The organism is Bradyrhizobium sp. dw_78 (assembly GCF_018449525.1).
Lineage (GTDB): Bacteria > Pseudomonadota > Alphaproteobacteria > Rhizobiales > Xanthobacteraceae > Bradyrhizobium.
The window spans coordinates 767,750-794,082 of the sequence record NZ_JAAVUS010000001.1; the positions used below are offsets into that span (position 1 = coordinate 767,750).

24 protein-coding genes are annotated in these 26,333 nt (G+C 57.6%); 11 read left to right on the plus strand and 13 right to left on the minus strand.

The genetic code is table 11. The features are described 5' to 3' along the window. The first annotated feature begins 94 nt into the window (after nt 1-94). The 4 genes from HB630_RS03480 to HB630_RS03495 all read left to right on the plus strand — a co-directional run bounded on the left by HB630_RS03480 (nt 95) and on the right by HB630_RS03495 (nt 4,221). Nucleotides 95-835, plus strand: coding sequence for a hypothetical protein (locus HB630_RS03480; protein WP_213770070.1), 741 nt, complete (start codon nt 95-97; stop codon nt 833-835). 94 nt (nt 836-929) lie between these two features. Continuing rightward, the gene (locus HB630_RS03485) at nt 930-1,772 is read left to right on the plus strand and encodes a hypothetical protein (RefSeq protein WP_249780618.1); all 843 of its coding nucleotides are present in this window, start codon (nt 930-932) and stop codon (nt 1,770-1,772) included. 144 nt (nt 1,773-1,916) lie between these two features. Beyond that, a complete protein-coding gene (locus HB630_RS03490; RefSeq protein ID WP_213770071.1) occupies nt 1,917-3,089 on the plus strand; it encodes a hypothetical protein in 1,173 nt (390 codons plus the stop codon). A gap of 13 nt (nt 3,090-3,102) precedes the next feature. Beyond that, a complete protein-coding gene (locus HB630_RS03495) occupies nt 3,103-4,221 on the plus strand; it encodes an acyltransferase (protein WP_213770072.1) in 1,119 nt (372 codons plus the stop codon). Between the two features lie 360 nt (nt 4,222-4,581). Here the strand turns inward: HB630_RS03495 and HB630_RS03500 are convergent, their stop codons facing one another. The 5 genes from HB630_RS03500 to HB630_RS03515 form a co-directional block, all read right to left on the minus strand. Next, nucleotides 4,582-6,264, minus strand: a complete 1,683-nt coding sequence (locus tag HB630_RS03500; protein ID WP_213770073.1) for a hypothetical protein — start codon at nt 6,262-6,264, stop codon at nt 4,582-4,584. Beyond that, complete coding sequence (locus tag HB630_RS03505) at nt 6,261-7,262, minus strand: hypothetical protein (RefSeq protein ID WP_213770074.1); 1,002 nt, start codon at nt 7,260-7,262, stop codon at nt 6,261-6,263. Before HB630_RS03505 ends, HB630_RS03500 begins: the two co-directional genes overlap by 4 nt. A gap of 2 nt (nt 7,263-7,264) precedes the next feature. Continuing rightward, entirely contained in the window at nt 7,265-7,594 is a 330-nt protein-coding gene (locus HB630_RS28255) for a hypothetical protein (protein ID WP_249780619.1), read from the minus strand. A 9-nt stretch (nt 7,595-7,603) separates the two neighbouring features. After that, nucleotides 7,604-8,674 carry an MBOAT family O-acyltransferase gene (locus HB630_RS03510; protein WP_249780620.1) on the minus strand — a complete coding sequence of 357 codons (1,071 nt, stop codon included), beginning with the start codon at nt 8,672-8,674 and terminating at the stop codon, nt 7,604-7,606. Between the two features lie 147 nt (nt 8,675-8,821). Next, entirely contained in the window at nt 8,822-9,763 is a 942-nt protein-coding gene (locus HB630_RS03515) for a glycosyltransferase family 2 protein (RefSeq protein WP_213770075.1), read from the minus strand. 263 nt (nt 9,764-10,026) lie between these two features. Here HB630_RS03515 and rfbF point away from each other — a divergent pair, with 263 nt between their 5' ends. The 4 genes from rfbF (at nt 10,027) to HB630_RS03535 (ending at nt 14,113) form a co-directional block, all read left to right on the plus strand. Next, entirely contained in the window at nt 10,027-10,797 is a 771-nt protein-coding gene (gene rfbF / locus HB630_RS03520) for a glucose-1-phosphate cytidylyltransferase (RefSeq protein ID WP_213770077.1), read from the plus strand. Further along, nucleotides 10,779-11,858 (plus strand): CDP-glucose 4,6-dehydratase, encoded by a 1,080-nt coding sequence (rfbG, locus tag HB630_RS03525; RefSeq protein ID WP_213770079.1) that lies wholly within the window; start codon nt 10,779-10,781, stop codon nt 11,856-11,858. Before rfbF ends, rfbG begins: the two co-directional genes overlap by 19 nt. A 79-nt stretch (nt 11,859-11,937) precedes the next feature. Continuing rightward, nucleotides 11,938-13,164, plus strand: a complete 1,227-nt coding sequence (locus HB630_RS03530) for a class I SAM-dependent methyltransferase (protein WP_249780621.1) — start codon at nt 11,938-11,940, stop codon at nt 13,162-13,164. After that, the gene (locus tag HB630_RS03535) at nt 13,148-14,113 is read left to right on the plus strand and encodes a hypothetical protein (RefSeq protein ID WP_218625991.1); all 966 of its coding nucleotides are present in this window, start codon (nt 13,148-13,150) and stop codon (nt 14,111-14,113) included. Before HB630_RS03530 ends, HB630_RS03535 begins: the two co-directional genes overlap by 17 nt. 11 nt (nt 14,114-14,124) lie before the next feature. On the opposite strand, the gene HB630_RS03540 is transcribed toward HB630_RS03535, so the two are convergent. From HB630_RS03540 to HB630_RS03575, 8 genes are all read right to left on the minus strand, one after another. After that, nucleotides 14,125-14,964, minus strand: a complete 840-nt coding sequence (locus tag HB630_RS03540; RefSeq protein ID WP_213770082.1) for an SDR family oxidoreductase — start codon at nt 14,962-14,964, stop codon at nt 14,125-14,127. A 13-nt stretch (nt 14,965-14,977) separates the two neighbouring features. Continuing rightward, the gene (locus HB630_RS03545) at nt 14,978-15,739 is read right to left on the minus strand and encodes an SDR family NAD(P)-dependent oxidoreductase (RefSeq protein ID WP_213770084.1); all 762 of its coding nucleotides are present in this window, start codon (nt 15,737-15,739) and stop codon (nt 14,978-14,980) included. Further along, nucleotides 15,736-16,584, minus strand: a complete 849-nt coding sequence (locus HB630_RS03550) for a TIM barrel protein (RefSeq protein ID WP_346656026.1) — start codon at nt 16,582-16,584, stop codon at nt 15,736-15,738. Before HB630_RS03550 ends, HB630_RS03545 begins: the two co-directional genes overlap by 4 nt. Next, the gene (locus HB630_RS03555) at nt 16,581-17,351 is read right to left on the minus strand and encodes an SDR family oxidoreductase (protein WP_249780622.1); all 771 of its coding nucleotides are present in this window, start codon (nt 17,349-17,351) and stop codon (nt 16,581-16,583) included. Before HB630_RS03555 ends, HB630_RS03550 begins: the two co-directional genes overlap by 4 nt. Then, nucleotides 17,338-18,039 (minus strand): acylneuraminate cytidylyltransferase family protein, encoded by a 702-nt coding sequence (locus HB630_RS03560; protein ID WP_213770086.1) that lies wholly within the window; start codon nt 18,037-18,039, stop codon nt 17,338-17,340. Before HB630_RS03560 ends, HB630_RS03555 begins: the two co-directional genes overlap by 14 nt. Further along, nucleotides 18,036-19,955 (minus strand): N-acetylneuraminate synthase family protein, encoded by a 1,920-nt coding sequence (locus HB630_RS03565; RefSeq protein ID WP_213770088.1) that lies wholly within the window; start codon nt 19,953-19,955, stop codon nt 18,036-18,038. The genes HB630_RS03560 and HB630_RS03565 overlap by 4 nt, the downstream gene beginning before the upstream one ends. 19 nt (nt 19,956-19,974) lie before the next feature. Then, complete coding sequence (locus tag HB630_RS03570) at nt 19,975-21,369, minus strand: CBS domain-containing protein (protein ID WP_346656027.1); 1,395 nt, start codon at nt 21,367-21,369, stop codon at nt 19,975-19,977. A 200-nt stretch (nt 21,370-21,569) separates the two neighbouring features. Beyond that, on the minus strand, nt 21,570-22,478 hold the full coding sequence (locus HB630_RS03575) for an NAD-dependent epimerase/dehydratase family protein (protein ID WP_213770090.1): 909 nt from the start codon (nt 22,476-22,478) through the stop codon (nt 21,570-21,572). Between the two features lie 322 nt (nt 22,479-22,800). Between HB630_RS03575 and HB630_RS03580 the strand changes: the two genes are divergently transcribed. The 3 genes from HB630_RS03580 to HB630_RS03590 all read left to right on the plus strand — a co-directional run bounded on the left by HB630_RS03580 (nt 22,801) and on the right by HB630_RS03590 (nt 26,233). Further along, the gene (locus HB630_RS03580; RefSeq protein WP_213770092.1) at nt 22,801-23,961 is read left to right on the plus strand and encodes an AGE family epimerase/isomerase; all 1,161 of its coding nucleotides are present in this window, start codon (nt 22,801-22,803) and stop codon (nt 23,959-23,961) included. A gap of 249 nt (nt 23,962-24,210) precedes the next feature. Further along, a complete protein-coding gene (gmd, locus tag HB630_RS03585) occupies nt 24,211-25,296 on the plus strand; it encodes a GDP-mannose 4,6-dehydratase (RefSeq protein ID WP_213770722.1) in 1,086 nt (361 codons plus the stop codon). Continuing rightward, nucleotides 25,277-26,233 carry a GDP-L-fucose synthase gene (locus HB630_RS03590; protein ID WP_276571578.1) on the plus strand — a complete coding sequence of 319 codons (957 nt, stop codon included), beginning with the start codon at nt 25,277-25,279 and terminating at the stop codon, nt 26,231-26,233. The genes gmd and HB630_RS03590 overlap by 20 nt, the downstream gene beginning before the upstream one ends. Nucleotides 26,234-26,333: the final 100 nt, after the last annotated feature.

Below are 26,333 nucleotides of genomic sequence, written 5' to 3' on the forward strand. Positions count from 1 at the left end.
ATGAATGCCGAAGATCGGCTTTGCCGTGGGTGTCTGCGCGGATATGGAATGGAATCGGATAAGCGCCGGCACCTTCCTATGCGGGGTTTTCTGAATGTCCGGTGATTTGACGATCGATGAAGCGGTCACCCGTGGGTATCCTCCTGCGGTGCTTTACCTCCGGAACGATGAAATCGTCACGACGGAAGTATGCGCCTTCAATTATTTCTCGATTTTCCTGAAAGAGCACCCTGAAGCGGCTGCCCATGTTTGGTTGTTCGATGGTGCGGGTAACCAGACAGGTTATTTTCACAAAGATCTAGGGCTGAATGGGCAGTTGCAATTGAACACTTCTGACCTCAGTTCGAACGTTTCGGGCACGGTGGCAATGACCTTGATGCCGAAGCACGAGGCGAAGGTCCGGTCGGGCAAAAAGGTTACCACCGGCTACTATGCACAATATTATTCGCGGCACGGCGCGATTACGTTGTCGCATGAGCGCGAGCCGGTTGCGGCAGAGTCTTTTCCAACCTCCGCGTGGGTTCAAACCTATCTGGCCCGCTTCTTGGAATGGTCCGGTGTTGTGCTTGTCAACCCGTGCCTAGCTCTGGATGGAGCGGCCGTGGGAACGGCAGCGCTTGTTGCATTGGACGGCACGGTTTTAGCCGAGCGGACGCTTCCCCGCATTTCACCGATGGGAGCTTGCCGTATAAGTACCCTGGATTTGTTTCCCGATGCGCGGCGTCTCGTTGGCCATGCCGACAGTTTTGCGATGGAATTCAAGGGCACAAATATCGCAAGCCCGTTCAGCTATTACGAATTTGCCAACGGCAAGTTTAGCCTGCATCATTTTTAGGAGGGGTGGTCCGGTGAGCCGATTTCCTTCAAGCCCCTGGCGGCCCTATGAGCCGAGATTCATATTCCCGACATTTTCGGGGCTTGAATGCCGGATGGGATTTTCCATCCCCGCCTGGTATCGACCGGTCGATATCAAGTATCTCCGAAGCCTTGTCGCGGGCAGCCTGAGAAAAAACTTTCTCGAAACGGTGAAGGATCTGGTCCCGGAGCTGGGCAGTCTGGCGATGTCTGGCTTAAGCAAGAACCTGCGTTTCAGGCTTCATATTCTCTCGCGTGATGGCGAGTATCGTGCGAGCTATGAGCTTCCCTTGAGCTACAAGCCAGGTGCCTCCGTTGACGTCGACTTCACCAAGCTTCTGAAAGACCTGAAGTTGCCGGTCGAGGATTATCTCGTCGTCGCTGTGATGTCGCGAGGCCGGATGGACGGTTATCGCTCGTCGCCGGCAAGCTTCTCGATGACTTACATCGATCAGGATAACGTCGCAATCTATCGTACTGGTGCATTCGCCCGGCCGTTGAACGAGGGCAGACTCAAGGCTCACGTCGGATTCACGGGCATCAATCCGAAGATAATTGCGACGAGGGATGTCGTGAGCAGCCTCATGCTGATCAACCATTCGTCCGATCCCGAATATGCGGTAACGGCGCATCCCGCTTCCATCTTGATACGAGAGGATGGGGAGCAACTCGAAAGGGAGTTTGGCGAAATCCCTGCGCTCGGTGCGCGAGAGATGTCTGTTGTGGACATTTTCGGGAGCAGGGTTTTCGATTTCCTGAAACCGTTTGGCGGCAGGGCGACCACCGTCACGACCTGCCAGGGGGTTACGTTAGGGAGCCTTCACCTGCAGCGCTCCAACGACAATCACAGAACGCTCTTGGGCATCGAACACTCTCGTCCAGCGCACATGAACCTTGCGGGCATTCTGCAGCATTGATGGTTGGGCTTTGCTGGTGCCCTCAAGCGACATCCCGCATCGAGCGGATCGCAGCTACCGACAAGCCTTGACGTTGTACACCCTTGAAGTACAACTACCCCGCAAGCATGGATACGGCGACGTCTGATTGTTGAGGATACTGATTTGCGAACGCCTACGCTCAAGCTTTTGTTCGGCTTTTGGATCGTATCGAACATCGCAGTAATTCTGTGGTTTACCGCCGATCGTCAGTCAGGACGCATTCATGAACTGACTGGCATCTCGTGGATCGTCATAAATAGAACAATAGATGTGATTGACTGGCTTCTTCCGTTTGCAATTTTGTTTTTCTTTCGAAGGTATTTTCTTAAACCGATGATGGCCGGCCTGTTGGTCTGCTGCGGCTTGGCCTTGTCCATTGCTAGCAACGAGGCAAATTTTCTTCGTGAGAAAATGCAATTTAGTCTCGATCACGAAATTTCCTATCTGACGGACAATGTTGTCGAGGGTGTAATTCGGCCGATGATCGCCTGGATCGTCCAAGTATATGTCTGGATCCTCGGAGATGACAAAACAGGAGGATCGACCTATGTCACGCACATTGCCATCAATTATATGTTCGATTCAGCGACGCTAATATCGGCGTTTGCATTGGCTACGGTTGTTGTGTCGCCTGTCGGCGCGTGGCTCTATATGTTTACCGTCGCATTCTTCGGGCAGGCATCATTTGTATTGGGGGGCGGCCGGATGGGCGGAATGTTCCTCGCCGGTGGTTTTTTGTGGCAACTCTTCCTGTTAGCGTCCGGACGTCTTGTTGCCGCGATTATCTCTGGCATTGTTATGAGCTTTATGCGGACCGACCTGGTGTTTGCAACGGCGTTTGCCGTCCTGGGAATCTCGTGGATAGAGAAACGATGGCCATCGCCCAAGGAATGGACGACATTCGCGTCGTTGATCATCATTTCAATCGTTGTCCCGCAGATGTTGATCTCCTTAAATCCTGTTCCTCCGGATTTTTCATCATTCCTAATAACTCATGGAGATTACCTTGCGAAACCGTGGGGTAATATTTCAGGGCTCACGACGGCCATAGGCTTGGCATCTCCGCTATTTATGATTCTTGCTGTTACCCGGCCGCTCGGGGTTTCGCGCACAACAGCGATTGCTCTACTGCCTGCTATAGTCCACCTGTCGATCGTATTCTTGATCGCTGATTTCACTGAGACACGTCTTCTCGGTCCATTTTTGGGTGGGTTAGGACTTTTATGCGCCGAGCGTCTGGCGAATGTTCTGCAGTCGCCGCCCAATAGCGAAATTAATCCTAAGTCAGCAGTGTAAGGGGCGAGATTCTGTGTTTAGCCTCGACAGATCAAAGAATGATACGTCAGTAACGCTTGATTTATTGCGTGCGATGGCTGCTCAAATGGTTTGTGTTGGGCATGCGATGAATTTCGGCCGTACAGGTTACACGTTTGTTCCGAATGATGGCGTTCTTCTGTTCTTTATTTTGTCGGGGTTTCTGATTGCGTACACGCTGGATACAAAATCAGGATTGGAATCTTACGGTCTTATCGATTTTGGTATTGAACGTGTCGCGAGAATATACACGGCATACCTCCCCGCATTGCTTCTCATCGGTGCCGTTACGGTTCTTGCCGAACGATACGGCATAGAGATGCGGGGTGACCCGACAAATTTGCGAACATACCTCGGCAACCTGGTGATGCTGCAAAACGTGCCGTGCTGCTGGAGGGTTTCAACCTTCGGAACGGCTGGTCATTTGACGTCGGTCGCTGTCGAGTTTCATATCTATTTTTTTGTAGGAGCGATTTATTTTTTGCTTCGGCGAAAGAATATGGTTCTTTGCTTTCTCGTCGCAGTTCTTTTTTCAACGATGCCATTGGCATACTTCGCAGGTATTGCCCAATCCGATCATGCGTTATTTGTTCTTTGGCTGCTCGGCTTCGCGTCGTATTTCACGGTGAGGTCAATGAGCGGCTATAGAGAGTGCGCTCCGTTTTTCGTGTTTGCATTTCTGGTTTGTCTTATCGTCTGGATACGTCAACGGACGCCTGGTGACGATTGGAACATTAGGCAATATCCGATGCTGATATTTTCATTTTTCAGCATCGTTGTTGTTTCACAGGCGGTCAGATTGATTCCGGAGCGGCTCGGTAAGCTGATCACCTTGGTTGCTGATTATTCTTTTTCGCTGTTTCTGATTCATCTGACGATCCTTAGGGTTATCTATGCTCTTTTCCCTCAGGCATCGGTGGCGCGAACGTTGATCGGCATTGTTGTGTCGAACGTTTTGGCAATTGTCTTCGCCTTCGTTTTTGAACGTCGGTATCGTCAGGTTGCATCAGCAATAAAAGTTCTTCTTGGAAGATCCGGCAAGAGAATTTCGTCCAAGCTGGATCATGATGCGGTCGACACCGGCCGTCAGGACGCTGTTACAGGTATTTCTTAAATACCGAAGATCCCGGAGTTTGCCTGTGATACCGGGTGGGGCTGATCAATGGATCGGTGATGAAGCGAAGGCGGCGTAGTTTGAACTTGATCCCCGGAAGAGACGCAACTCCTCTCCTGATAGGATGATCGTTTTGGCAGAGAATGCGGTAGGCACCCAAAGTCTCGTTGTCTTATCGCTGCAGAATCTTATTTTGCGCCTTCGTCAATTTCCTTGATCGTCCGGCTTATGACGATGCTCCTCGGTCAGGCAGCGGTCGAGTAGCTGGGCGGCATCTTGCAAAACGCGCCAGACCAACGCTCTGCGCTTGGTTCATTTAGCCCATCGTCTCCCCGGGAAGCTGTGGGGGCGAGGAGACCCTTATTGGGCGCTTCGCGGCGCCAAGTTGGTGATCGGGCTTACCTGTACGTTTACTTTAGCTAATGTATCGATAAGCGACTCGGTGTCGTGTGCGCTAACGCTAACTAGGTCGCGATAGTAGGCGAGGGAAAGCGCATAATAGGTCAAAATTGGTGGATTTGGAACGAAGTCGATCGTGGCTTGCGGACCCCAGATATCCATGTCACGGAACGCGCTTCCTTCCTTGTTCACAAGCGGCTCCATTTCCTGCAGGATGGTGGAACGTTCAGCTCTGCGGCAGAAGCCAAAAAGCGGCCTTGCATCCCATGCTGTATGCAAGGCGCCGGTTATCTCCGTCATTCCAAAGAGGGCATGGCCGTGATCGGCAAAACCGTCAACCAAGTTGAATACGGCTGCGGGCGGTTCTGGATATTTTCGCCGAAGGTCATCGATAAGCGCCGCTTGGCGAAGCCATCTTGCCTGCTGAAAGAGGTAATTATTCCATAGTGCGCAGAGGTTCAGGGCGATCACTAAACCTATTGCGGCGCGACCAACAGCATCTTTAGCTGAGACGGCGGCTACAATGCGATATCCAGCTATCGATACTAGTCCCAGCGGTATACCAAAAAGTACGAGGTGACGCGACTCGTAGAACTGCCCGGTGGGACTTATGCCGGAAACGATATAGGGGGCCGCCAACACGACAAACGCCACTATAGCGAAGAGGGGCAACCAGGCAGCAGACCTTAGCTCGGATATCCCATCGGAATCACGCTTCACTGTCCCGCTTGCAAATAATACGATCGCTCCTGCACCTGAAAACGAAATCAGCAGCAATTTCGGCATCGTTCTTATAATAAAGAGGCCTGATGTTACTAGGTGAACGTAACCCCATTGCCAAAAATCTCTTAGCCTTGAGAGAAGTTCTGCGCCGGTCGGAATCCTGATCAAATAGTATTGCTGATACGGACCAATCTTCGGAAAGAAATAATTGATCGAGATCCAGTAAACGATGGGTACGGCAAGAAAATCGCCGAAACGCAATGCTATCGTTGTAGGTCTGCTCCATTTTCCGCTCCTTTTGTTACCGAGATCGGACCGCTCTCCGAGGAGGAGAGCGACAAACCCAAGCCCATATGCGAAAATCATGGAATTAAGTGAAAAGCTGCAAAAAATTGAAGCAAGACCACATAAACGCATTAGTAGGTTTGGACGTTTGTTTCGTATCAGAATGGAGAGGATATTAAGTCCCAGGCAAAGCAACGCCATGCTGAAGATGTAGGTAGCTGTAAGCTTGGTCGCCCAATCTTCGTATCCGGCGTAACTCCATACCAAAAACGCGAAGACGGTAGCTTCAAAGCCGGAAAACCAGCGCAGGTGCAGCAGAAAGCTCCGTAGGCTTGCGGCACCGACCAAGATGCCAGTCAACGCGAGGGCTTTCATGAATGCAATTGGATGGCCCGATAGATTGGCAATTGCACAATAGGCATAGAGAAATGGATGGCCTGCGCCATGGAGCAGAAAATCCAGTTGTGTTGGATATCCTGGCTTGATCTCAAAAAGAAGCCAGTCTTCGCCAAACAGGCCGTCGTTCAGCAGCAGAGGAATGTGGACGACGGCAAGCGCGGACACCAAGAGGGTCACATCGCGCCAATGAGAAAAATTCTCGGTTGCGCGGTCTTCTTTTGCGTCTGCCTGCGTCAATTTCTACCACCCGTCTGATTGTTACTTTCTGCGAGGCAACGGTCGAGCGCAGGAGCAGATTCACGCAGAAAAGCATCCGACCAGCGGTCGGCGCTCGGCCCGTTCAAATGGCTGTTGTCTATTGTCGCAAGGTCATTTACGTGCGGTATGATCACCGGAAGTTGCAAGCGGGCTCCCAGGCGATCTGCAATAGGTTCGTCTGTGGTCAAGCTATTCGGGATAGCTGTAAGGATGATGCAATGACGAGGTAGGCCAAGGCTCCCGATGAATAATTGGGCGGCCTTTTCATAGTCTTGCATCGCTGATTCGTCGGGCGCTGGTGAGCGGGCGGCTGGATTGATTGGAAGTGACCTATTCGCTTCAGCAAATGTATCGCGCCACATCCACTCGCCCGTTTCTCGTTTGCGCCAAAGCGTTTGCAGCGTCTCCGAGCATACGAAGGGCAACTGCGAGCAAATTGGTCGCACAATCCGTGTAAAACCACCCTTCAATAAATAGCCGTAAAATGTCGTCCAGAACAACAATTCCGTTCTCGGTCTGAACATTGCCGCGGGGGTCGACATCAATTTCTCATCGAAGAACGTGGTGTCGGAATTGATTACAACGGCGTCAGGGTGCAGCCGATATTTGTCCATAAGCCGGAGCATGAACATCATGTTCTCATAATAGGTGAACCCGGCGAGATAATAGGGGATATTCTTGTCCCGGAAGTAAGCTCGGGTAGCGTCAGTCGAAAACGCAAATTGCACGCGGCTGTTTCCAAGAAAGAGAATACGAGCGGCCCGTAGAGATTTTACCGCGTCGGGCTCAAGATTCCAGAAGAGTGCGCCGTGTTCGTAGTCGCCGTAGCCATTGCCATTGCAATAAGCCAGGAAAGTTGATGGATCGAAATCGACCCGGCATGCCAGCACTTTCGGAGCCCAGAACAAAAATGGGCTTACTGCGAGAGCCAGCAGGGCTGTCGTGGTGAACAACAGGAAGAGACGGAAATTGCGCATTGCTAGAAGCGAAAATATAGAAATGTCGTGGGCTGTCCACCGAGAATGGCGGCCAGACTCGCGCCGAAAGCTAAGCCTCCGAATACTGCCCATTGTGCGGTTGGTTTCCACGTGTACCGAGCTGGAGGAGTCATCTCGCCCTTGTGCGTGAAAATCTCCATCGTATTGGGAAGCGCGAGCGCTATTGCGATGAGTGCGATTACCCAGGTCAAGCCGACTGCGTGGGCGGCGAGACCGCCGCCGTGGAATCTGAGCATCGCCTTCCAGAGCGCCACGGCTGACTTCAGGCTGGAGGCCCGGAACGGCACCCACGCGAAGACGACGAAAATCATGGTTATAGCTCATCCGATGATGGGGGTAAGCTGAAGCCGGGTAGAGCGCCAAGCGTGATTGACTAGAAGTCCAAGCCCGTGAAGGGCGCCCCATGCCACGAACGTCCATGCTGCGCCATGCCAGATGCCGCCGAGAAGCATGGTCACGAAAAGATTTAGATAACGTCGCAATGGGCCCAGCCGGTTTCCGCCCAATGGGATATAGAGATAGTCGCGAAGGAAGCGCGACAGGGTCATGTGCCATCGGCGCCAAAAGTCGATCAGGGATACGGCCTTATACGGGCTGTTGAAGTTGACGGGAAAAACGACGCCGAACATCAGGGCCAAACCGATGGCCATATCGGAGTAGCCTGAGAAGTCGAAATAAAGTTGAAGAGCATAGGCCAGCGCTCCTAACCATGCTTCCACGAAATTCAATATTTGACCGTGATCGATCGCACTGAAGACGGCGCTGGCGTGTGGCTCGATGCCATCCGCGAGGACGACCTTTTTGAAAAGGCCGACAGCAAACCAGCAGAGGCCGGTCAGCAATGAGGCCGAGTTGAGAATGTAGGTTTCCGGGCGCGCGAATTGCGGCATCATCTCCTTGTGATGAAGTATTGGGCCCGCGATCAGGTGCGGGAAGAACGACACGAAGAGCCCGTAGTGCAGAGGGTTATATTCGTTTGTCTGATCGCGATAGCAGTCCACAAGAAAAGCGATCTGGGTAAATGTGAAGAACGAGATGCCGATCGGCAGCGCGATGTGGAGCGGCGGTGCGCCCAGGAATGCAAGGTTTTCAGCGATGAAATTTGCATATTTGAAATATGCCAGCAATCCAAGATCTACGACGATCCCGAAGGCGAGTGTCGAGCCTTTGTGCGTTGCCCCGATCGCACGGCCGACGAAGTAGTTGAAGGTGATGGAAGCGAGTATGAGCGGGATAAGAAAATAGGGGTCGTCCCAGCCGTAAAAGGCGAGCGACGCAACAAACAGCCAGGCCGATGCCAGTCTGTGAAGGCCAATTCCGCCAAGTATAAAAAAGACCAGGAAGATAATTGGAAAGAAAATAAAGAGAAAATCTGTGGAGTTGAACAGCATCAGCTTTCGCTTTATTTTCGTTCGGGCACTTCGTTTGCATGATGATTAACACAGCGCGCGAGCTGACGCAAAATACCGTGCGTGATGAAGTGGCCTGCCGACGGGGGGCGAAGTTGTCACGTTTGATCGCCACTGGCCATCTGGCGCTTACTCGAAATTGACCCTTTCGCGTTCCACGACAATGGGCCGGCGGCGTACCTGATTGAAAATCGCAACGATGTATTCGCCGAGCACGCCCAGAAAGAATAGTTGAACGCCGCCAAAGAAGAAAAGGCCGACGATGATGGTTGGAATGCCGTGCGGTCCGAGATCGAAGCCAAAAACCTTAAGCAGGAAGACGAGAAGCGCGTATGCGAAGCTGATCGAGGATATGAATAGCCCAAAAAAGAAAGCAGTTCGAAGCGGGACGGTGCTGAAGCTGATCGCGCCCAATAGCCCCTGATCGATCAGGCTTGAAATGCGGTTTTGGGAGAACCCGTATTTACGCGACTGCCATGTGTAGGGCACGCCGATCGATTTGAACCCGCATTCGAACGGCATCATGCGCATGAACGGTTGAACGTCCTCGAACAGCTTCATGGCGTTCAGGACTTTGCGGTCGACCAACTGATAATCGCCGACGTCGGCTGGGTAGTCGACATAAGACATCCGGCTGATGATGCGATAATATAAATGACGCGCCGAGCGCGACAGGAAGGGCTCCTCGCGCCGCGCCCGGATGCCGAATACGATTTCATATCCGTCCTCCCAGTGCTTGACGAAGGTCGGGATCAGCGACGGCGGGTCTTGCAAGTCGGCTGGCATGAAAAGGATGGTGGCGTCGCCGGTCGCGGCCATGACGCCGTTATAGGTGTTTCTCAAGACGCCGAAATTTCGGGCATTGATGATGATCTTGACGGACGGATCGGCTGCCGCGATTTCCTTCAGGATATTGACGGTCTGGTCCGAAGAAGCGTTGTCGCAAAAAATGTGCTCGCGATCATAATCCGGCAATTCCGCGTCCATGATGGCTTTGACCGTTTCGTAGCACTCGCGAATGCCCCTCTCTTCGTTGTAGCAGGGGGTCACAAGGCTGATTTTTTTTCGCATTGAGTGGCTCCGAAACGCTTGGGAATTGATGGGCAAAAGATCCGCCCACGCGCCTGTGGGAAGTCGGTTTCCGGTCGTGTTTCCGGCGATCGGGAAGGGCGGCGCGGCTGAAGGAGGTTCTTCCCTGGATGGTGTTATCTCTATCAGGCAGGCCTATAAGTTCAACTGGCGGAATTGATCGATTGCTGCCGTATCATCTTGACAAGAAAGAGCAATCGTTATCCATGGTGTCCGCGGCTCCAGGCATATTTCCGGTGTGGATCATGAAAGCGGTTATTCTGGCAGGCGGTTTCGGGACGCGCATCACCGAAGAAAGTCACGTCAAGCCAAAGCCCATGATCGAGATCGGCGGCAAGCCGATCTTGTGGCATATCATGAAGAATTTCTCCTCGCACGGTATCAACGAGTTCATCGTCTGCTGTGGATACAAATCGTATGTGATCAAGGAATATTTCGCGAATTACTTTTTGCATATGGCGGACGTCACCTTCGATTTCGAAACCAATTCCATGGAAGTTCTCAACAAGTCCGCCGAACACTGGAAGGTGACGCTGATCGATACCGGCCTCAACACCATGACCGGCGGCCGGCTGCGGCGTGTAAAGAAATACGTCGGAAACGACACGTTTTGTATGACATACGGAGACGGGTTGTCGGACGTGGACATCGGGCAGCTCAAGGCATTCCACCGCGTTCATGGACGGTATGCGACGGTAACCGCGATCCAGCCCCCGGCGCGTTTCGGCGCTCTGGATATCGATCAGCATATGGTGCTGAATTTCGAAGAGAAGCCGCGCGGTGATGGCCGCTGGATCAACGGCGGTTTCTTTATCCTCGAACCGGCGATTTTCGACTACCTGAGCGACGATACGACCGTCTGGGAGCAGGAGCCGCTCAAGCGCCTGTCGCAGGATGGGCAACTGGCTGCTTATCGCCACACTGGCTTTTGGGAGGCGATGGACACGCTTCGCGACAAGCTACACCTCGAGCACCTCTGGGAGACCGGGCAGGCACCATGGAAGCGCTGGGAATGAATGCGGCCTTCTGGCGTGGCAAGCGTGTACTCGTCACCGGGCACACTGGTTTCAAGGGCAATTGGTTGACGATATGGCTGCGCCAGCTCGGGGCCGAAGTGGCCGGCCTGGCACTCCCGCCTTCCACTACGCCCAGCCTGTTCGATTTGGCGCAGGGCGGAGACGGCATCGTCTCGATGATTGGCGACATCCGCGATCTGTCAACCGTTGACGCTGCGTTCAAGCAATTTCGTCCCGAAATCGTCTTTCACCTTGCCGCGCAGGCGATCGTCCGAGCCTCCTATCAGGATCCGGTAGGAACCTATGCGACCAACGTAATGGGGACGGTTCATGTTCTCGAAGCCGCCCGCACCTCTGGGGTACGTGCGCTGGTCAATATTACGAGCGACAAGTGCTACGACAACAAGGAATGGGTCTGGGGTTACCGCGAAACGGACCCGCTCGGCGGAAAGGATCCTTATTCGAGCAGCAAGGCCTGTGCGGAATTTGTGACCGCGGCCTACCGGGCTTCGTATTTCGGCGGCTCCGATCAGATCGGGATCGCCAGCGCCAGGGCGGGTAATGTCATCGGGGGGGGCGACTGGGCACAGGACCGTCTGATTCCTGATGTCATCAACGCGCTACGCAGCGGCCAGCAGGTGCCGATTCGAAATCCCGATGCGGTCCGGCCATGGCAGCATGTGCTCGAACCGCTGGCTGGCTATCTGCTGCTTGCGCAGCGTTTATGGGAGGATCCGAAAGGCTTTTCAAGCGAATGGAATTTCGGCCCCGATCCGGATAGTGTTTGTTCCGTTCAACAGCTGGTAGACCGTATTGCAGGTCATTGGGGAGTAACCACGCGGTGGATGGTGCAACCCGGTCAACATCCACACGAAGCGCGGTTGCTGGCGCTGGATAGCGCCAAAGCTCGCGCTCATATGGGGTGGTTGCCGCGATGGAATCTGGATCGTGCTGCCGCGGCCGTCGTGGATTGGTATAAGGCGTTTGACCGCGGTGCTCCTGTCAGACCCGTTATGTCTGACCAGATCGCCGCTTTCATGAACACAAAGCGGGATAGTTAGCTCTTCCCAGCTCCCCAGATGAAAAATCGGATACATTGACATGGTGGTTACTTCAGCAAGCGAACCGGCGGGAAAGCCGATGTCGGAGATCAAAAGCTGCGAAGTCTGCGGCAACGATCGGCTGGTGCCGGTCCTCGATCTCGGAAAGCACCCACTTTGCGACGATCTCGTTCCGGTTGGTAATCCGCGTCGATGTCCTGAATATCCGATCAACATCGATTTTTGTCCGACCTGCGTCACGGCGCACCAACATTTTCAGGTTCCGAAGGAAAATCTCTTTCCGGAAGACTATCATTATCGTTCGCGCTTTACCGCGGACGTCTTGTCAGGGATGCGGGGCCTCGTTGCCTCCTGCGAGGAACGCTTGGGTTCGCTGGCGAACAAGATTGTGCTCGATGTCGGCTGCAATGACGGAAGCTTGCTCGACTTCTTTCGCGAGGCAGGAGCGGTGACCGCAGGCATCGAGCCTACCGGTGCGGGCCGGGATGCTGCCGCGAAAGGCCATTTCGTGGTGCAGGATTATCTCAGCCATCAGGCCGCCAGCGCGATCAGCAGCGGTGTGGGCATACCGGATATTATCACGTTCACTAACGTCTTTGCGCATATCGAGGATTTGTCAGGTGTGCTGTCGGCCCTGAAATCCCTTCTTGGACCCCAAACGTCTATCGTGATCGAGAATCACTATCTGGGCGCAGTGCTGGATCGGCACCAGTTCGACACCTTTTACCACGAGCATCCCAGAACCTATTCGTATCGATCATTCGACTTCATCGCCAAGTCCCTTGGCCTGGACATCGTCGACGTCGAATTTCCTGCCCGCTACGGCGGCAATATTCGCATCGTTCTCGGCTGTGGTGCGCAGAGCATAAAGGGAGGCGCGGTGGCCGCCGATGTTGCTGCCCGGGAAAAGAATTTTTTCCAGGATTTCCGCCAATTGGCCCGCGATGTCGATCTCTGGAAAGGCAGCAAGGGACGTGAACTGAAGCAGATATTCGCGCAGCACGGGCCCATTCGCGCCAAGGCGTTTCCAGGCCGGGCGGCAATCCTGGTCAAACTTCTTGGGTTGACCGAAAAAGAGATCGTTGCGGTTCACGAGAAGCCGGGTTCGATCAAGGTTGGTCATTACGTACCCGGTACCCGCATTCCCATCGTGTCGGACGACGCGTTATTCGCGCTCGAGCCCCAGACCAAGCCGCTGCTCAATCTCGCATGGCATATATCGGGTGAGATCCGGCAATATCTTTCCGAACACGGCTACAAGGGACCGGTTATCGACGTCCTGAGTGCCGATGACTTCCGTGCCTGAGGCCGCCGTATTTACGGTCCTCGGTTCCGGCTTCGGGATGTATGGATATTTGCCGGCGCTTATGCAACTGGGTTTGGAAGTGGTGTTGCCATTTCGCTATCAATCGACTTTGGCGGCACGGCCCGAACTCTCTGAATTTGTCAAAAAAATTATCTGGTGTGCCGATGTGGAGGGCGCTTTGGCCAGATCGAGCGGGGTGATCGTCGCGCTTCGTCCCGACGATCAAGCACTTTGGATTCCTCGTCTGGTGCGGATGCCGAACATCCGCCAGTTCATCCTGGAAAAGCCGATAGCACCAACTCCCGAGTTGGCGGCGTCTCTGCTCGCGGCTGTCGAGGAGGCTGGAAGGCGCTATCGGGTAGGCTATACGTTTCGCTTTACACCCTGGGCACACCAACTCAGAGCGGCGCTTGCCGAGCCTCGGAACAGCATCCGTCTGGATTGGAATTTTCTGGCACACCACTACCGTGCCGGCCTTGCGAACTGGAAAAGATCCGATCCTGCAGGCGGGGGCGCCGTTCGATTTTACGGTATCCACGCAATCGCCTTGCTCGCGGAACTGGGCTACGACGATGTATCCGTTTCGACGATATGGGGCCCTGCGGAGGCCGAGACGGCGCGGTGGGAAGCCACATTTACCGGACGCGGTCTTTGCCCGTTTGAATTGAAAATCAACAGTGGTGCGGAGAGTACCTCCTTCAGGATTGTCGCACGCCGGCCGGAGAAAACAGAGCTGACGCTCGTCGATCAGTCCGATCCGTTTGCCTCAGACCGTTCCGATGCTCGACATATCCAGGATTCGCGGGTCGGCGTGCTTGAACAATTATGCCGGTCGCTGGGAGAGCCAGACGAAGATCATGCGGAGCGTCAAAAATCTATTTTGGCGCTCTGGGCATGTGTCGAGCGAAAATCCCACCGTCTGCTGGTGCCGTCGATCGCCTGGAAATAGTAGCAAGCCGGCTACCACACGCTCCTGCCGCCGTCCATCACAAGGTTCTGGCCGGTCATATAGCTCGACGCGTCCGAACACAGAAACTGGATCGCGGCGCGATATTCGTCGACCTTCGCCATGCGGCCCATCGGGATCAGGCGTGTCAGCTTTTCGACAAAAGCAGGATCCTGGTTATTGAAAACGCCGCCAGGTGAGATGGCGTTGACGCGGACGCCGCGGTCGGCCCAGTAGGTCGCGAGATATTTGGTGAGGCCGATCAGGCCGTGTTTGATCACCGAATAGGTTACCGGCTTGACCGGCTGCTCTTCGTTGCGCGTGATAGTGGGCTGCCGGTAGAGCCGCTGGTCCGGTGCGATCACGCCGAGATCGGAGGCGATGTTTAGGATCACGCCGTTGCCGCGCTTGGCCATGGCGCCGCCGAACACCTGCGAGCACAGCATCGCACCGGTGAGGCCGACTGCGATTTCCATCTGCCATTGCGGGATCGGGAATGCCTCGAAGCGGGACGAATGCATCACGCCGGGCGTCGAAGTTACCTTGGGGTCGATCGCCGCGTTGTTGACGAGAATGTCGATTTGAATTCCGCGGCCGGCCAGATCGATCACGGCCGCATGAACCGATTCTTGCGACGTGACATCGATCGCGACGGGAACAAGATTGGCTGAAGGGATGATCTCCCGGATCTTGGCGATTGCCGCCTCGCACGGCGCCAGTCCGATATCCGTGACCACCACGCGTGCGCCGGCATCGGCCAAGGCCGCGGTGTGTTGTTGCCCAAGCAGGCCGCCGGCGCCGGTCACCAGCGCGGTGCGGCCCTTCAGATCGTAACGAGAGGAGAGAGATGTCATCAACGGTTCCTCTTCAAGCGCGTAACTGTCCGCCGTCAGCCACGATTACGGTGCCGGTGATGAATGCCGCCCGGGGTGAAGCGAGAAAGCCTACGACGTCTGCGATTTCCTCGGGCGAGCCGAGCCGGCGCAGTGGGACTTCGCGCGCCAGCATGTCTTCGACGCCGGCTTTGTTCTCGGCAAGCTTGCGCGCCCAGGTGCCGCCATTGAACAGGATATTACCGGGCGCCACTGCGTTGATACGGATGCCCTCGAGCGCCAGCGGGCGGGTGAGGCCGCGCACGGTGGCGTTGAGCGCGGCTTTAGCCGCGGAGTAGGTCACAGGCGCGCCGAGCGCGGCCAGGCCGCAAATCGAGGAAATGCAGACGATGGCGCGATCCCCGTTGCCGCGCTGCATGATCGGCCGCACCGCCTCGATCATGTTGGTTGCCGCAAACAGATTGACGTCCATGACGCGGCGCCATTCTGCCGATGTCTCCTGTCCGGGGGGCACGGAAGCGCCGCTGCCTACATTGCAGATCAGGATGTCGATTCGGCCCCATTGCCTCTCCACTTCGCGCGCCATCGCAAGCGCCGCGGCCGGATCGGTGACGTCGGCGGTGTGGGACGAAGCGTTATCGCCGATTTTGGCGCGGGCGGCGTCGAGATCGTCGCGACCGCGCGCGGCAAGCGCGACGTGCGCCCCTTCCGCAGCAAGCATCCGCGCGATCGCCAGTCCAATGCCGCGGCTGGCGCCGGCGACGAGAGCGACACGCCCCTCCAGTTCCAGTTTCATCGGGCCGCGTCCTCGATCCAGCGCACCGTCATGTCGCGATATATCGCCAGCGCGCCTGAATGGTCGCCATCTGCGGCGCGAGCAGTCTGAAGGATATATTGGCCGGCATAGCCGCTATTTTCGATCAGCCGGATTGCCTTTGCCAGTTCGGCCGCGCCGGTGCCGGGCGGTACGGTGGTCCCCCCGCGCAGGCGATCCTTGACATGCACGTTGAGGATGCGGGGCGCATAGGCGGCAATTTCTTCACCGCAATCAAACCCAAGAGCGGCGCTATTGCCGATATCGTAATTGATGCCGAAAACCTCGTGTGGAAATTTGGCGATGAATTGTGCGAGATCGGCCGGCGGCAGATCGGATTCGAAAACGATCTTGACGTTTTGCCTTGACAGCGACGCGGAACGATCGAGCAGCGTGCGCAGCAGCAGCTCCGTTTGTTCCGGCGTCTCGATCTTGCCGTTATCGACCAGCGGAATCACCACGAATTCGACTCCGAGTGCGGCACAGGAGGCGATCACCAGATCGAGATCGGCTACCAGAGCCTCACGCGCGTCGCCGGCCGCTTTCCAGAACGGCGCCTGCATGAAGCAGTCGCCGGTCAGGCTTGGAATGGCGATCGCGTTATCGCGCGCAAGACGCTGGATCTCGCTACGGCCGGCTTCGGTCGTCAGCGGGTTTTCGCGGAACCGATCCTGGTCGATCGTCCATTCCATCCGGGAAAGGCCGAGCGCCTTCGCTCGGGGAAACTCCTCGCGCCATTCGTTCCAGGGGAACGCCTGGATCTTGCCATCGACCAGCGCCGACAGCCGTCCCTGCATGAAACCAAGGCGCTCGTTGGGTGTTTTCACGGTTTCTCACCTGTGCTGACGGCGAGCCCCTTGGTGGTCCAGCCTCCGTCCACGAACAGTTCCTGCCCGGTCATATAGGTTGAAGCGGATGATGCCAGGAAGATGGCTGCACCGATCATGTCGTCCGGATCGCCCCAGCGCCCGAGCATGGTATGGCGCCGGCGTTCCTCATGCATCGCGGGATCGGCAAAACTTTTGGCCGTCATGGCGGTCGCGACATAGCCGGGCGCCAGCGCGTTGACCCGGATGCCGTCGGCGGCGAAGTCGGCCGCCAGCGCGCGGGTCAAGCCGGCAAGGCCCGCCTTGGCGGCGACATAACCCGGATTGCCGGGAAAGCCGCGTACCGAATTGATGCTGGTGACATTGATGATCGAGCCGCTTCCGGCCTTCCTGAGCAGGGGATAGGCGGCAAGAATCGTCGCGTAGACCCCTGTGAGGTCGGTGGCGATGGTCTGCCGGAACCTGTCGAGTTCGCTTGCCGCGTCGGAGGCGGGCAGGCTGATGCCGGCGGCATTGACCAGCACGTCGAGCCGGTCGTGGTGTTTTGCGAGTTCTTCGAACACGCGGCACACCGCGGTATCATCGGACAGATCGCAGGAGATCGGCTCGACACCGGCCGGTGCCGTGCCGGACCGGCTGAAGCCGACCACCCGGGCGCCGGCCCCGGCGAGGCCGGTTGCGATTGCGGCGCCAATTCCGCGCGATGCACCGGTGACGATGGCAAGCCGTCCCTGTAGCGAAAATGGATCGAGACTACGCATAGCCATAGCTGCGCATGATGGCGGCACACAGTTTGATGTCTTCAGGGCGATCGATCTGGAACATCTTGTGGCGCTCCATCACATGGAAACCGATCCTGCCGCCGAGCCGGTTGTTCTTTTCGCGCAAAAGGCGCGGAATGAATACGTAGAACGAGCCATTTTCGAGGTATCGCTTTTCGATCTGCTGGCGCATGCGCCGGTCATGATAGTTGTAATTGATGGCTTCCGGACCATCCTTGCCGATGCGCCAGTTGAAATAATCCTCGACCTCGCAAACCGAGAGCAGGCTGTCGAGCTTGTCCCGCTCGAAGGCCTCCAGCGCGTTGTCGATATCGCTGGCCTCGCGGATCGGGGAGGTCGCCTGCAGGGCGACGATGCGCGTGAAGGGGCCCAGCCGACCATCGATTTGGTCCAGCGCGTGCAGCCAGGCGGCCTCCGACGATGCCAGGTCGCCCGAAAGCCTGTCGGGGCGGCGCACCCCGACCGCGCCGGCGGCTTCAGCCGCCGAAAGGATGGCATCGCTATCGGAGGAAACCGCAACCACATCGACGCCACGGGCGGCAGCGGCCTGCATCACCGTCCAGGCGATAAGCGGCTTGCCGCAGAGGTCGATCAGGTTCTTGTGCGGAATTCCCTTGGAGCCGCCGCGCGCCGCGATCACGGCCAGCGTGCGTTCGGGGGCAGGCGTGCTCATATGCGGCCCTCAAGGCGCTCCAGCGCGGTCCAGAAACCTTCGCCCATGTTCTTGTGGCCCTGCCAGATCTCCGGAATGAAGGAGGAGCCGGGCGCATGTTTGCGCAGTACGGCGCCGACCTCGTCAAAATCGATCTCGCCTTCGCCGACCTGCAAGCCTTCGCCGTCGAGCCCCTTGGCGTCGCCGAAATGCAGATGCGCCGTATGCGGGCCGAGTTTCGCCAGGCCCTCGGCAAAGTCGAAGCCGAAATGATTGGCCGCAAGCTTGGTGTGCGAGATATCGACGCACATCCTCAAATCATGCTCGGCGCAGAACGCAGCGGATTCTTCCGGAAAGATGAAGATGTTCTGGTGACGCTGGCCGCCGAAATGCCAGGGGAAGGGCGCCATCGTCTGCGGGATCAGTTCGACGCCGTCGAGATCGAGTTCACTGAGACTAGCGGCGAAGATACGATACCGTTCTGCTTTCTGATCCGGCGGTAGCGGCTCGTCCATCGTGAAACCACCGATATTGGCGACGATCGGCGGGCGCTTTGTCTTGGGGAAGAATTTCTTTAGCCTCCGCGTAATGTCGATCACGGCCTGGGTCTGCTCCAGCGAATAGCGGCGCAGAGCCTCGTCGGGCGTGGCGAGATCCATCAGCTTGCTGCCGGCAAAAAGCTCGGGCGCATGCACCACGAAGCCGAGATCGTAGGTACCAGAGAGATAGGCGGCCGGATCGCGTTCCATATCATTGTAGCTGAGGTGGAACTCGATGAGATCGGGCTGGCAGATGTCGAGGAACCGCTCGGTGTCGTGATAGCGCACAGGCACGCCCCAGGGACGGCCGAAGCGATAGCGCCGCGCCTTGCTAGCGCCTTCGCTGAGATCGCTCGGGAAGAAATAATCATCCGCCGCCATCGCCCGTCCGATCCGCTTGCCGATCAGTTCGGGCATTTTGAGTGGCGACAGGCCCTGACCCGGACTCTTCACCGCAATATCGTTCTCGGTCACGACGGTACCGGCCGCGATATTGCGAGCGGCAACGAGGCTTTTTGCTAGATTTTCGCGATTGATCAATTCGCCCTGGCTCAGCGCGCGCTCGGCCAATGGTTCGCCGCGTGCGGCCTCGACCTCGCGAATGCCGCTGATCAGCGCCTTGAATTCGTCCGGTTCGAGGCTCGCGGCATGGTCCGGGCCTTCCATCTCGCGATCAAGCGTGATGTGGCGCTCGATCACCACAGCGCCCAGCGCCACCGCGCCGATCGAAACCGCGATGCCGCGTTCATGGCCGGAATAGCCGGCGAGTGGGTGGATGGTTCGCAGCGTTTCCATGAAACGCAGGTGGATGTTGTGGAGCGCGGCCGGATAGGTGCTCTGGCAATGCAGCAGCACGTAAGCGACGGAACGATCGTCGAGGAATTTGGCGGCAGCCTTGATCTCCTCGGTCGTGCTCATGCCGGTGGAGACAATCAGCGTCTTTCCGGTCGCGGCAAGTTTCGCCAGCAGCGGCAGATTGGTCAGGTCGGCCGACGCGACCTTGTAGGCCTGAACCCCGAACGTCTCCAGCGTCGCGACGCTGGACGCATCCCAGGGGGTGCAGAGATACCGAATGCCTTTCGAGGCGCAGTAGGCCGCGATGCGGCATTGCTGCTCAGTCGTTAGTTCGAAACGGCGCAGCAGGTCGAGTGTGTATTCGACGGCGAGATCGTCATCTTTTCCGGACAGGCTGGAGGCGCGATAGACCTCGTCCAGCTTGCGCATCTGGAACTTGGCGCAATCGGCGCCGGCTGCAACCGCGGCATCAACCAGCGCAATCGCGCGATCGTAGTCGCCATTGTGGTTGTTGCCGACTTCGGCGATGACGAAGCAGGGTTGGCCGTCGCCGATCAAACGGTCGCCGATCCGGGTGGAAATTGCCTGGTTGGTTGAATTCATTCTCGTCTTCTCGATCTAATCAATTGGACGCGGCGGCATTCCGAGCCGGTGTTGCGGGGATTCGCGACTTCCAGGTGCGCAAACCGTTTTCCTCAAACGTGATGCGCGAGCAGCGCAGGCCCTTATCTTCCAACGCCCTGATGAGCGGATATCGCTCGAACGGACGAACAAAAAAGACGAAATAGCCGCCGCCGCCGGCGCCCAGTAGCTTGCCGCCGACCGCGCCATTCGCTTTCGCATGGTCGTAAATCGCATCCAGTTCGGTTGAACTGATCTTGGAACTCATCCGGCGCTTGGCGTGCCAGGCTTCGTCGATCAGTCGTCCGCAATCCAAAAGCTGACCGCGCAGCAGATGGTGCCGGATTTCGCGCGTCATTTCCTTTTGCCGGGCCGCCGCGGCCATAGCATCAGCCTTCCGATGTTGCGATTTCTGGTCCCGATGGACGTCGCCGGAGTCGTGATTGAACCCAGTGTAACAAAGAACCAGGCTCTCCTCGAGTTCGGCGACGATGTTGGGATCGAGCCGGAGCGGAACGATCGTATTGTGCTCCGACGAAAATTCCATGTGGTTGAAGCCGCCGAACACGGTGGCGTATTGATCCTGCCAGCCGCCGGGAATGTTCAGCATCAATCGCTCGGCCTGGAACGCCATTTCCGCGATCTCATGGCGGTCCCATTGATCGGAACGGAATTCATTGAAGCAGCCGATGATAGCCGATGACACCACCGCAGAGCCGCCGAGGCCGGAACCGACCGGGAAGTCCGCAGAGACATCGAGATCGAACCCATAAGACGGCTTAATCAGGCGGATCACCGATTTGATCAAGGCCAGTTCGCCGTCGCTGCCGAGCTCCTCGAGATTTTTGGCTTCAACCGTCCGGCGGAAATCATGCGAATAGATCCGGATCCGGCCGTCGCTCCGCCGCCGCAAGGTCGCATGGGCATACATCGCAATCGTCGCATTGATGACGGCCCCGCCATCATGGTCGACGAAATAATGGGTGAGATCGGTGCCGCCGCCGGAGAAGCTGATCCGCACCGGCGAGCGCGCCCGCGCGAATACTTCGCTCTCCTCGCCGATCTGGAACAGATCGCGGCTGAAAACGTCGACCAAGCGCCGCTCAGGATCCAGGATAGGGACGATATGCACGCGTTGGTCGAGCAGCTTGAGAATCTGCTCGCGCGGTGCGCCGGCCCGCGCCCAGACGAAATCGCGGTTGACGCAGGCCGCGACCTGGTCGCGGATCGATAGTCCGCCGAGCAGCTTCCTGCGGATGTCTCCATCCGTGACCGCGCCGATCACGCGACCGCCGGCGTCCTGCGCAAACAGGATACCGAGCATATTGAGATTGAGCCGCCGAAACGCCTCTTCGATCGTCTCAGTTTCGGAGATGGTGAGGAGGGTGCGATCCACCAGTTTTCGGGTCCAAAAGGGCCGATCCGGCCTCGGTTGAGGGGTAAATAGCCGCGTTCGGGAAGCCATGGGCCCGTCGCCGACAATTGAATACGGCAGCCATCAGAAGCGCGCAAGTTGCTCATTCGTCCTGCTTTTTGCGTCGACGGTAGAGAGCTGCTCCGCTGGATTGAATGCCTCTCCACGGCCCAACTTGCTGGTTACGAAACCGCCGAACGAACTGACGAAGGCTGGGTTGGATTCCAGCCGATTGCGAGAAACTTGGAAGGTGAGGCGACCAGCGGGCGGCCGAGCCGTTCCCACGTCGCGCCTTGGCCGATCGCTTTGAGGGATAGCTCAAGCCATCGCTCTGGAACCGGCAGCAGTTGCGATTCCCTTCCCAGGCTAACGCGGTAGCGTGCAATGAGATCGGCAACGGTCACGGGCGTTGGATCCGCGATAATGAACGTTTCGCCGCGCGCGCCGGGATTGATCAGGGCGGTTTCGATGGCCGAGTTGAAATTCTCGATCGACAGTACGGACCGCTGCGCCTTCAAGGCGCCGAAAGGTAATGGAATCGGCAGCCGCGAGATCCTGTGGACGGTCGCGAAATTTCCTTTTTCTCCCGTGCCGTAGATTACCACCGGACGCAGGATCGTGAACGGCACTCCGGCGGTCCGCACCGCCTTTTCCGCCGCGAGCTTTGACCTGCCATAGGCGTTATTCGGCCTTGGGGGGTCTGTCTCGGTCAGATCATGTTCCGAGAACGACCCGGACTGGGCTGCAATCGATGAAATGAAGATCAGATGTTTGATGCCGCAACTGGAAGCGGCGCACGCCAGCGTCGCCGTCGCCTGATGATTGACGCGATCATAGAGTTCGTCCACCGCAAATTTGTGCGCGATTCCGGCGAGATGAATCACGATGTCGCATTGCCCAAGCAACGGTTGCCAGTTGAAGGGCTTGGATAGATCCGGAAGCTCGACATTAACGACGGTAGGTTCATCGAACCTGACGGCCGCTCGCGAGGCTGCGACTACCCTGTAGCCTCGCTTCGCGAGAAACGGCACCAGATGACGACCCACGAAACCATCGGCGCCCGTCACCAGAACTCTGCTTTGGTCGCTCATCTGGGACAATACCTTGGAAGTGAAGCCGACGGCGAAGGTTGCCAGAAGATCGTCAATTTAATGGCACTTCACCACCTCATACCCGCGCCGGTTTTTCACGGCAATCAGGGTTTATCGGTCAGGGAAGCCATCCGGCGGCCGGCTTGCTCAAGGTGCTGGGCAGACGCGAAGGCAGCTCCGCCTCGCATTTGACGGAATCCCGCATTTCGCGGGCCTTGCCATGTTTGACCGTGAGCGGCTGCCCACCCGGTCCGGTTGCGCCCGGATTTTTACATGATATCAGACGGTCTCTCGCGGTGCTGGGAGCCTTTCAGGGGACGCAATGACTGAGACAAATGCCGGCGCGGCGACCGATCGGTCTGGTTCCGGCGATATCGTCGGGAAATTGAAGCGCCGCATCCTCGAGCATTCGCTGCCGCTGTGGTCGACGGAAGGCTGGGACCGGACCAGCGGCGGCTTCATCGACCGGCTCACGCCGGAGGGCCGCGCCGACCGTCTGGCGCCGCGGCGGGTGTTCGTGCAGGCGCGGCAGATCTATTGCTTCGCCAAGGTGGCGCAGATCGGCTGGTATCCAGAGGGTCGCGAGATCGCGCTGAAGGGCCTGGAGCATCTCCTGGCCAGGGCCAAAAGCCCTGACGGACGGCCAGGCTACGTCCACACCCTGGCGCATGACGGTTCGATCCTGGATCCGCTGCGCGACACCTACGACCATGCTTTCGTGCTGCTGGCTCTCGCGAGCGTCTATGCACTCGATCGGGATGCGCAGGTCCGCGCTGAAATCGACAATTTGCTGTCGTTCCTGGACACCCAATTGCGCTCCCCGAACGGTGGCTTTCTCGAGGGATGGCCGGCGGCGATGCCGCGCCGGCAGAACCCGCAAATGCATCTGTTCGAATCGATGATCGCCGCCTTCGATGCGACCCACGAGCCGGCGTTTCAAAACCGCGCCGGAGAGTTCTTCGCGCTGTTTCTGGCCAATCTCTACGACAAGCAGAAACAGGTGCTCGGCGAATATTTCGAGGACGATTGGTCGAGGATCGAACCGGTCAGCGTCGAGCCCGGACATCAGGCGGAATGGGTCTGGCTGCTGAAAGGCTTCGAGCGCATCACCGGCTGCCCGACCGGACGTTACCGCGCCGAACTGCTGGCCTCGGCGCAGCGCTATCGCGACGAGGCAACAGGCTGCCTGATCGATGAGGGCGATTCCGGCGGCCACATCAAGCGTCACAGCCGGCGCTGCTGGCCGCAAACCGAAATGGCAAAAGCATGGATCGCGCAGGCGGAGTCGGGCGAGGCGGGGGCCGCGGAGGAAGCGCGCGCCGCATTGTCGCGCCTCGACCGGCATTATCTCAGCCATCCCGTCGCCGGCGGCTGGTATGATCAGTTCGACCGCGAAGGAAAGTCGCTGATCGCCACCATCCCAGCGTCGTCGTTCTATCACGTGCTATGCGCCTGCGTGGAAGCGGAACAGGTGCTGGGGTGATCAACTCGGACCGATCGGTCCTGTTCACCTGATGCCGGGATGTTAACCGTGGCGTTCGCCGCGGCCGCTTCAGGGGCCGGATTGGAATCGACTTTGAGGCCGGAATTGGACATGGTCGAGGGCCGTATCCGTCGCCGCGGAGGCTCCAGCGGGCTGGGCGCGATTTAGCGGCATTTTTATCTGCTTTTGCGGCGGTTATTCCCAGGGCTGTCCCTGTGCGTTATTGGAGAAGACATGGGGGTCAAAGACATGGCGGTTCAGGATTCAAAGCGGCGTGTCGCGCTGATCACCGGCGTCACCGGCCAGGATGGCGCTTATCTTGCCGAATATCTGCTCGGCCTTGGCTACACGGTGCATGGCATCAAGCGGCGCTCTTCTTCCTTCAATACCGCGCGGATCGATCATCTCTATGAAGATCGCCATGCCGGCAATGTGCCGTTCCTGCTGCATTATGGCGACATGACGGATTCGACCAATCTGATCCGGTTGATGCAGCAGATCCGTCCCACCGAAATCTATAACCTTGCCGCCCAAAGCCATGTCGGCGTGAGTTTTGAGAGCCCGGAATATACCGCCAATGCCGACGCGCTCGGCGTGCTCAGGCTGTTGGAAGCGATCCGGATTCTCGGCATGGAAAAGGAGACGCGGTTCTATCAGGCTTCGACGTCCGAACTCTATGGCCTGGTCCAGGAGATCCCGCAGAAGGAGACCACGCCATTCTATCCGCGTTCGCCTTACGGCGTGGCCAAGCTCTATGGCTACTGGATCACGGTGAATTACCGCGAGGCTTACGGCATTTATGCCTCGAACGGGATTCTGTTCAACCATGAAAGCCCGATCCGCGGCGAGACCTTCGTGACCCGCAAGATCACCCGCAGCGTCGCCCGCATCGAGACCGGTCTCGAAGACACGCTTTATCTCGGAAACCTCGAAGCCAAGCGCGACTGGGGCCATGCCAAGGATTACGTCGAGGGGATGCACCTGATCCTGCAGGCGGCTGCGCCGGACGATTTCGTGCTGGCAACCGGCGAGACCCGGTCGGTCCGCGAATTCGTCGAACTGGCCTTTGCCGAGGTCGGCCGCACTATCGAATGGCGCGGCAAGGGCGTCGATGAAACCGGCGTCGACAAGAAATCCGGCAAGACCATCGTGCGTATCGACCCCACTTATTTCCGTCCCACCGAAGTCGATCTCTTGATCGGCGATGCTTCCAAGGCGCGCGAAAAGCTCGGTTGGAAACCGAGGACGACATTCAGCGCGCTCGTCAAGGAAATGATGGCGGGCGATCTGGCGATCGCAAGGCAAGAGGCAGCCAATGGCAAGAACTCCGTTTGAGCTGAAAGGCAAGACGGTCTTTGTCGCGGGCCATCGCGGCATGGTCGGAGCGGCGCTGGTGCGCCGGCTGGTGCGCGAAGGCGTCGAACTGCTGACGGTCGGGCGCACCGAGGTCGATCTGCGCGATCAGGCCTCCGTGTTCGGCTGGTTCGCCAAAAAGCGCCCGCAGGCGGTGTTCCTGGCCGCGGCCAAGGTCGGCGGCATCGTCGCCAACAACACGCTGCGTGCCGAATTTCTCTACGACAACCTAGCGATCGCCGCCAATGTGATCCAGGCCGCCCATATCAACGGTGCCGAGAAGCTGATGTTTTTCGGCTCGTCCTGCATCTATCCCCGGCTGGCGCCGCAGCCGCTGCGCGAGGATTCGATGCTGACCGGACCGCTGGAGCCGACCAACGAGCCCTATGCGATCGCCAAGATCGCCGGCATCAAGATGGCGGAGGCCTATCGCAGCCAGTATGGCTCCGATTTCATCAGCGTGATGCCGACCAATCTATATGGGCCCGGCGACAATTATCATCCTGAATACAGCCACGTCGTCGCCGCCCTGATCCGCAGGTTTCATGAGGCCAGGGTTTCCGGCGCCGCGAATGTCGCGGTCTGGGGCACCGGCACGCCGCGGCGCGAATTCCTCTATGTCGACGACCTCGCCGACGCCTGCATTCACCTGATGAAGACCTATTCCAGCGACGAACTGGTCAATATCGGCACCGGCGAGGACATCACCATCGCCGAATTCGCGCGCGTGGTCGCCGCGGCCGTCGGCTATAGCGGCACGATCAGCTTCGATCCATCGCGTCCCGACGGCACGCCGCGCAAGCTGCTCGATGTCAGCCGTCTCGCCGGGCTGGGCTGGCGTGCAAGCACATCGCTAAAAGAGGGCATCAGGCTCGCCTATCAGGCGTATTTGAGCGAGCATCGGCAGGCGGCCGAGTAATTGTTGTCATTCCGGGATGGTGCGCCAGCACCAGACCTCAGATGCGCAATTGCGCATCGGGGAATCTCGAGATTCTCCGATGTGCGATTGTACATCGTAG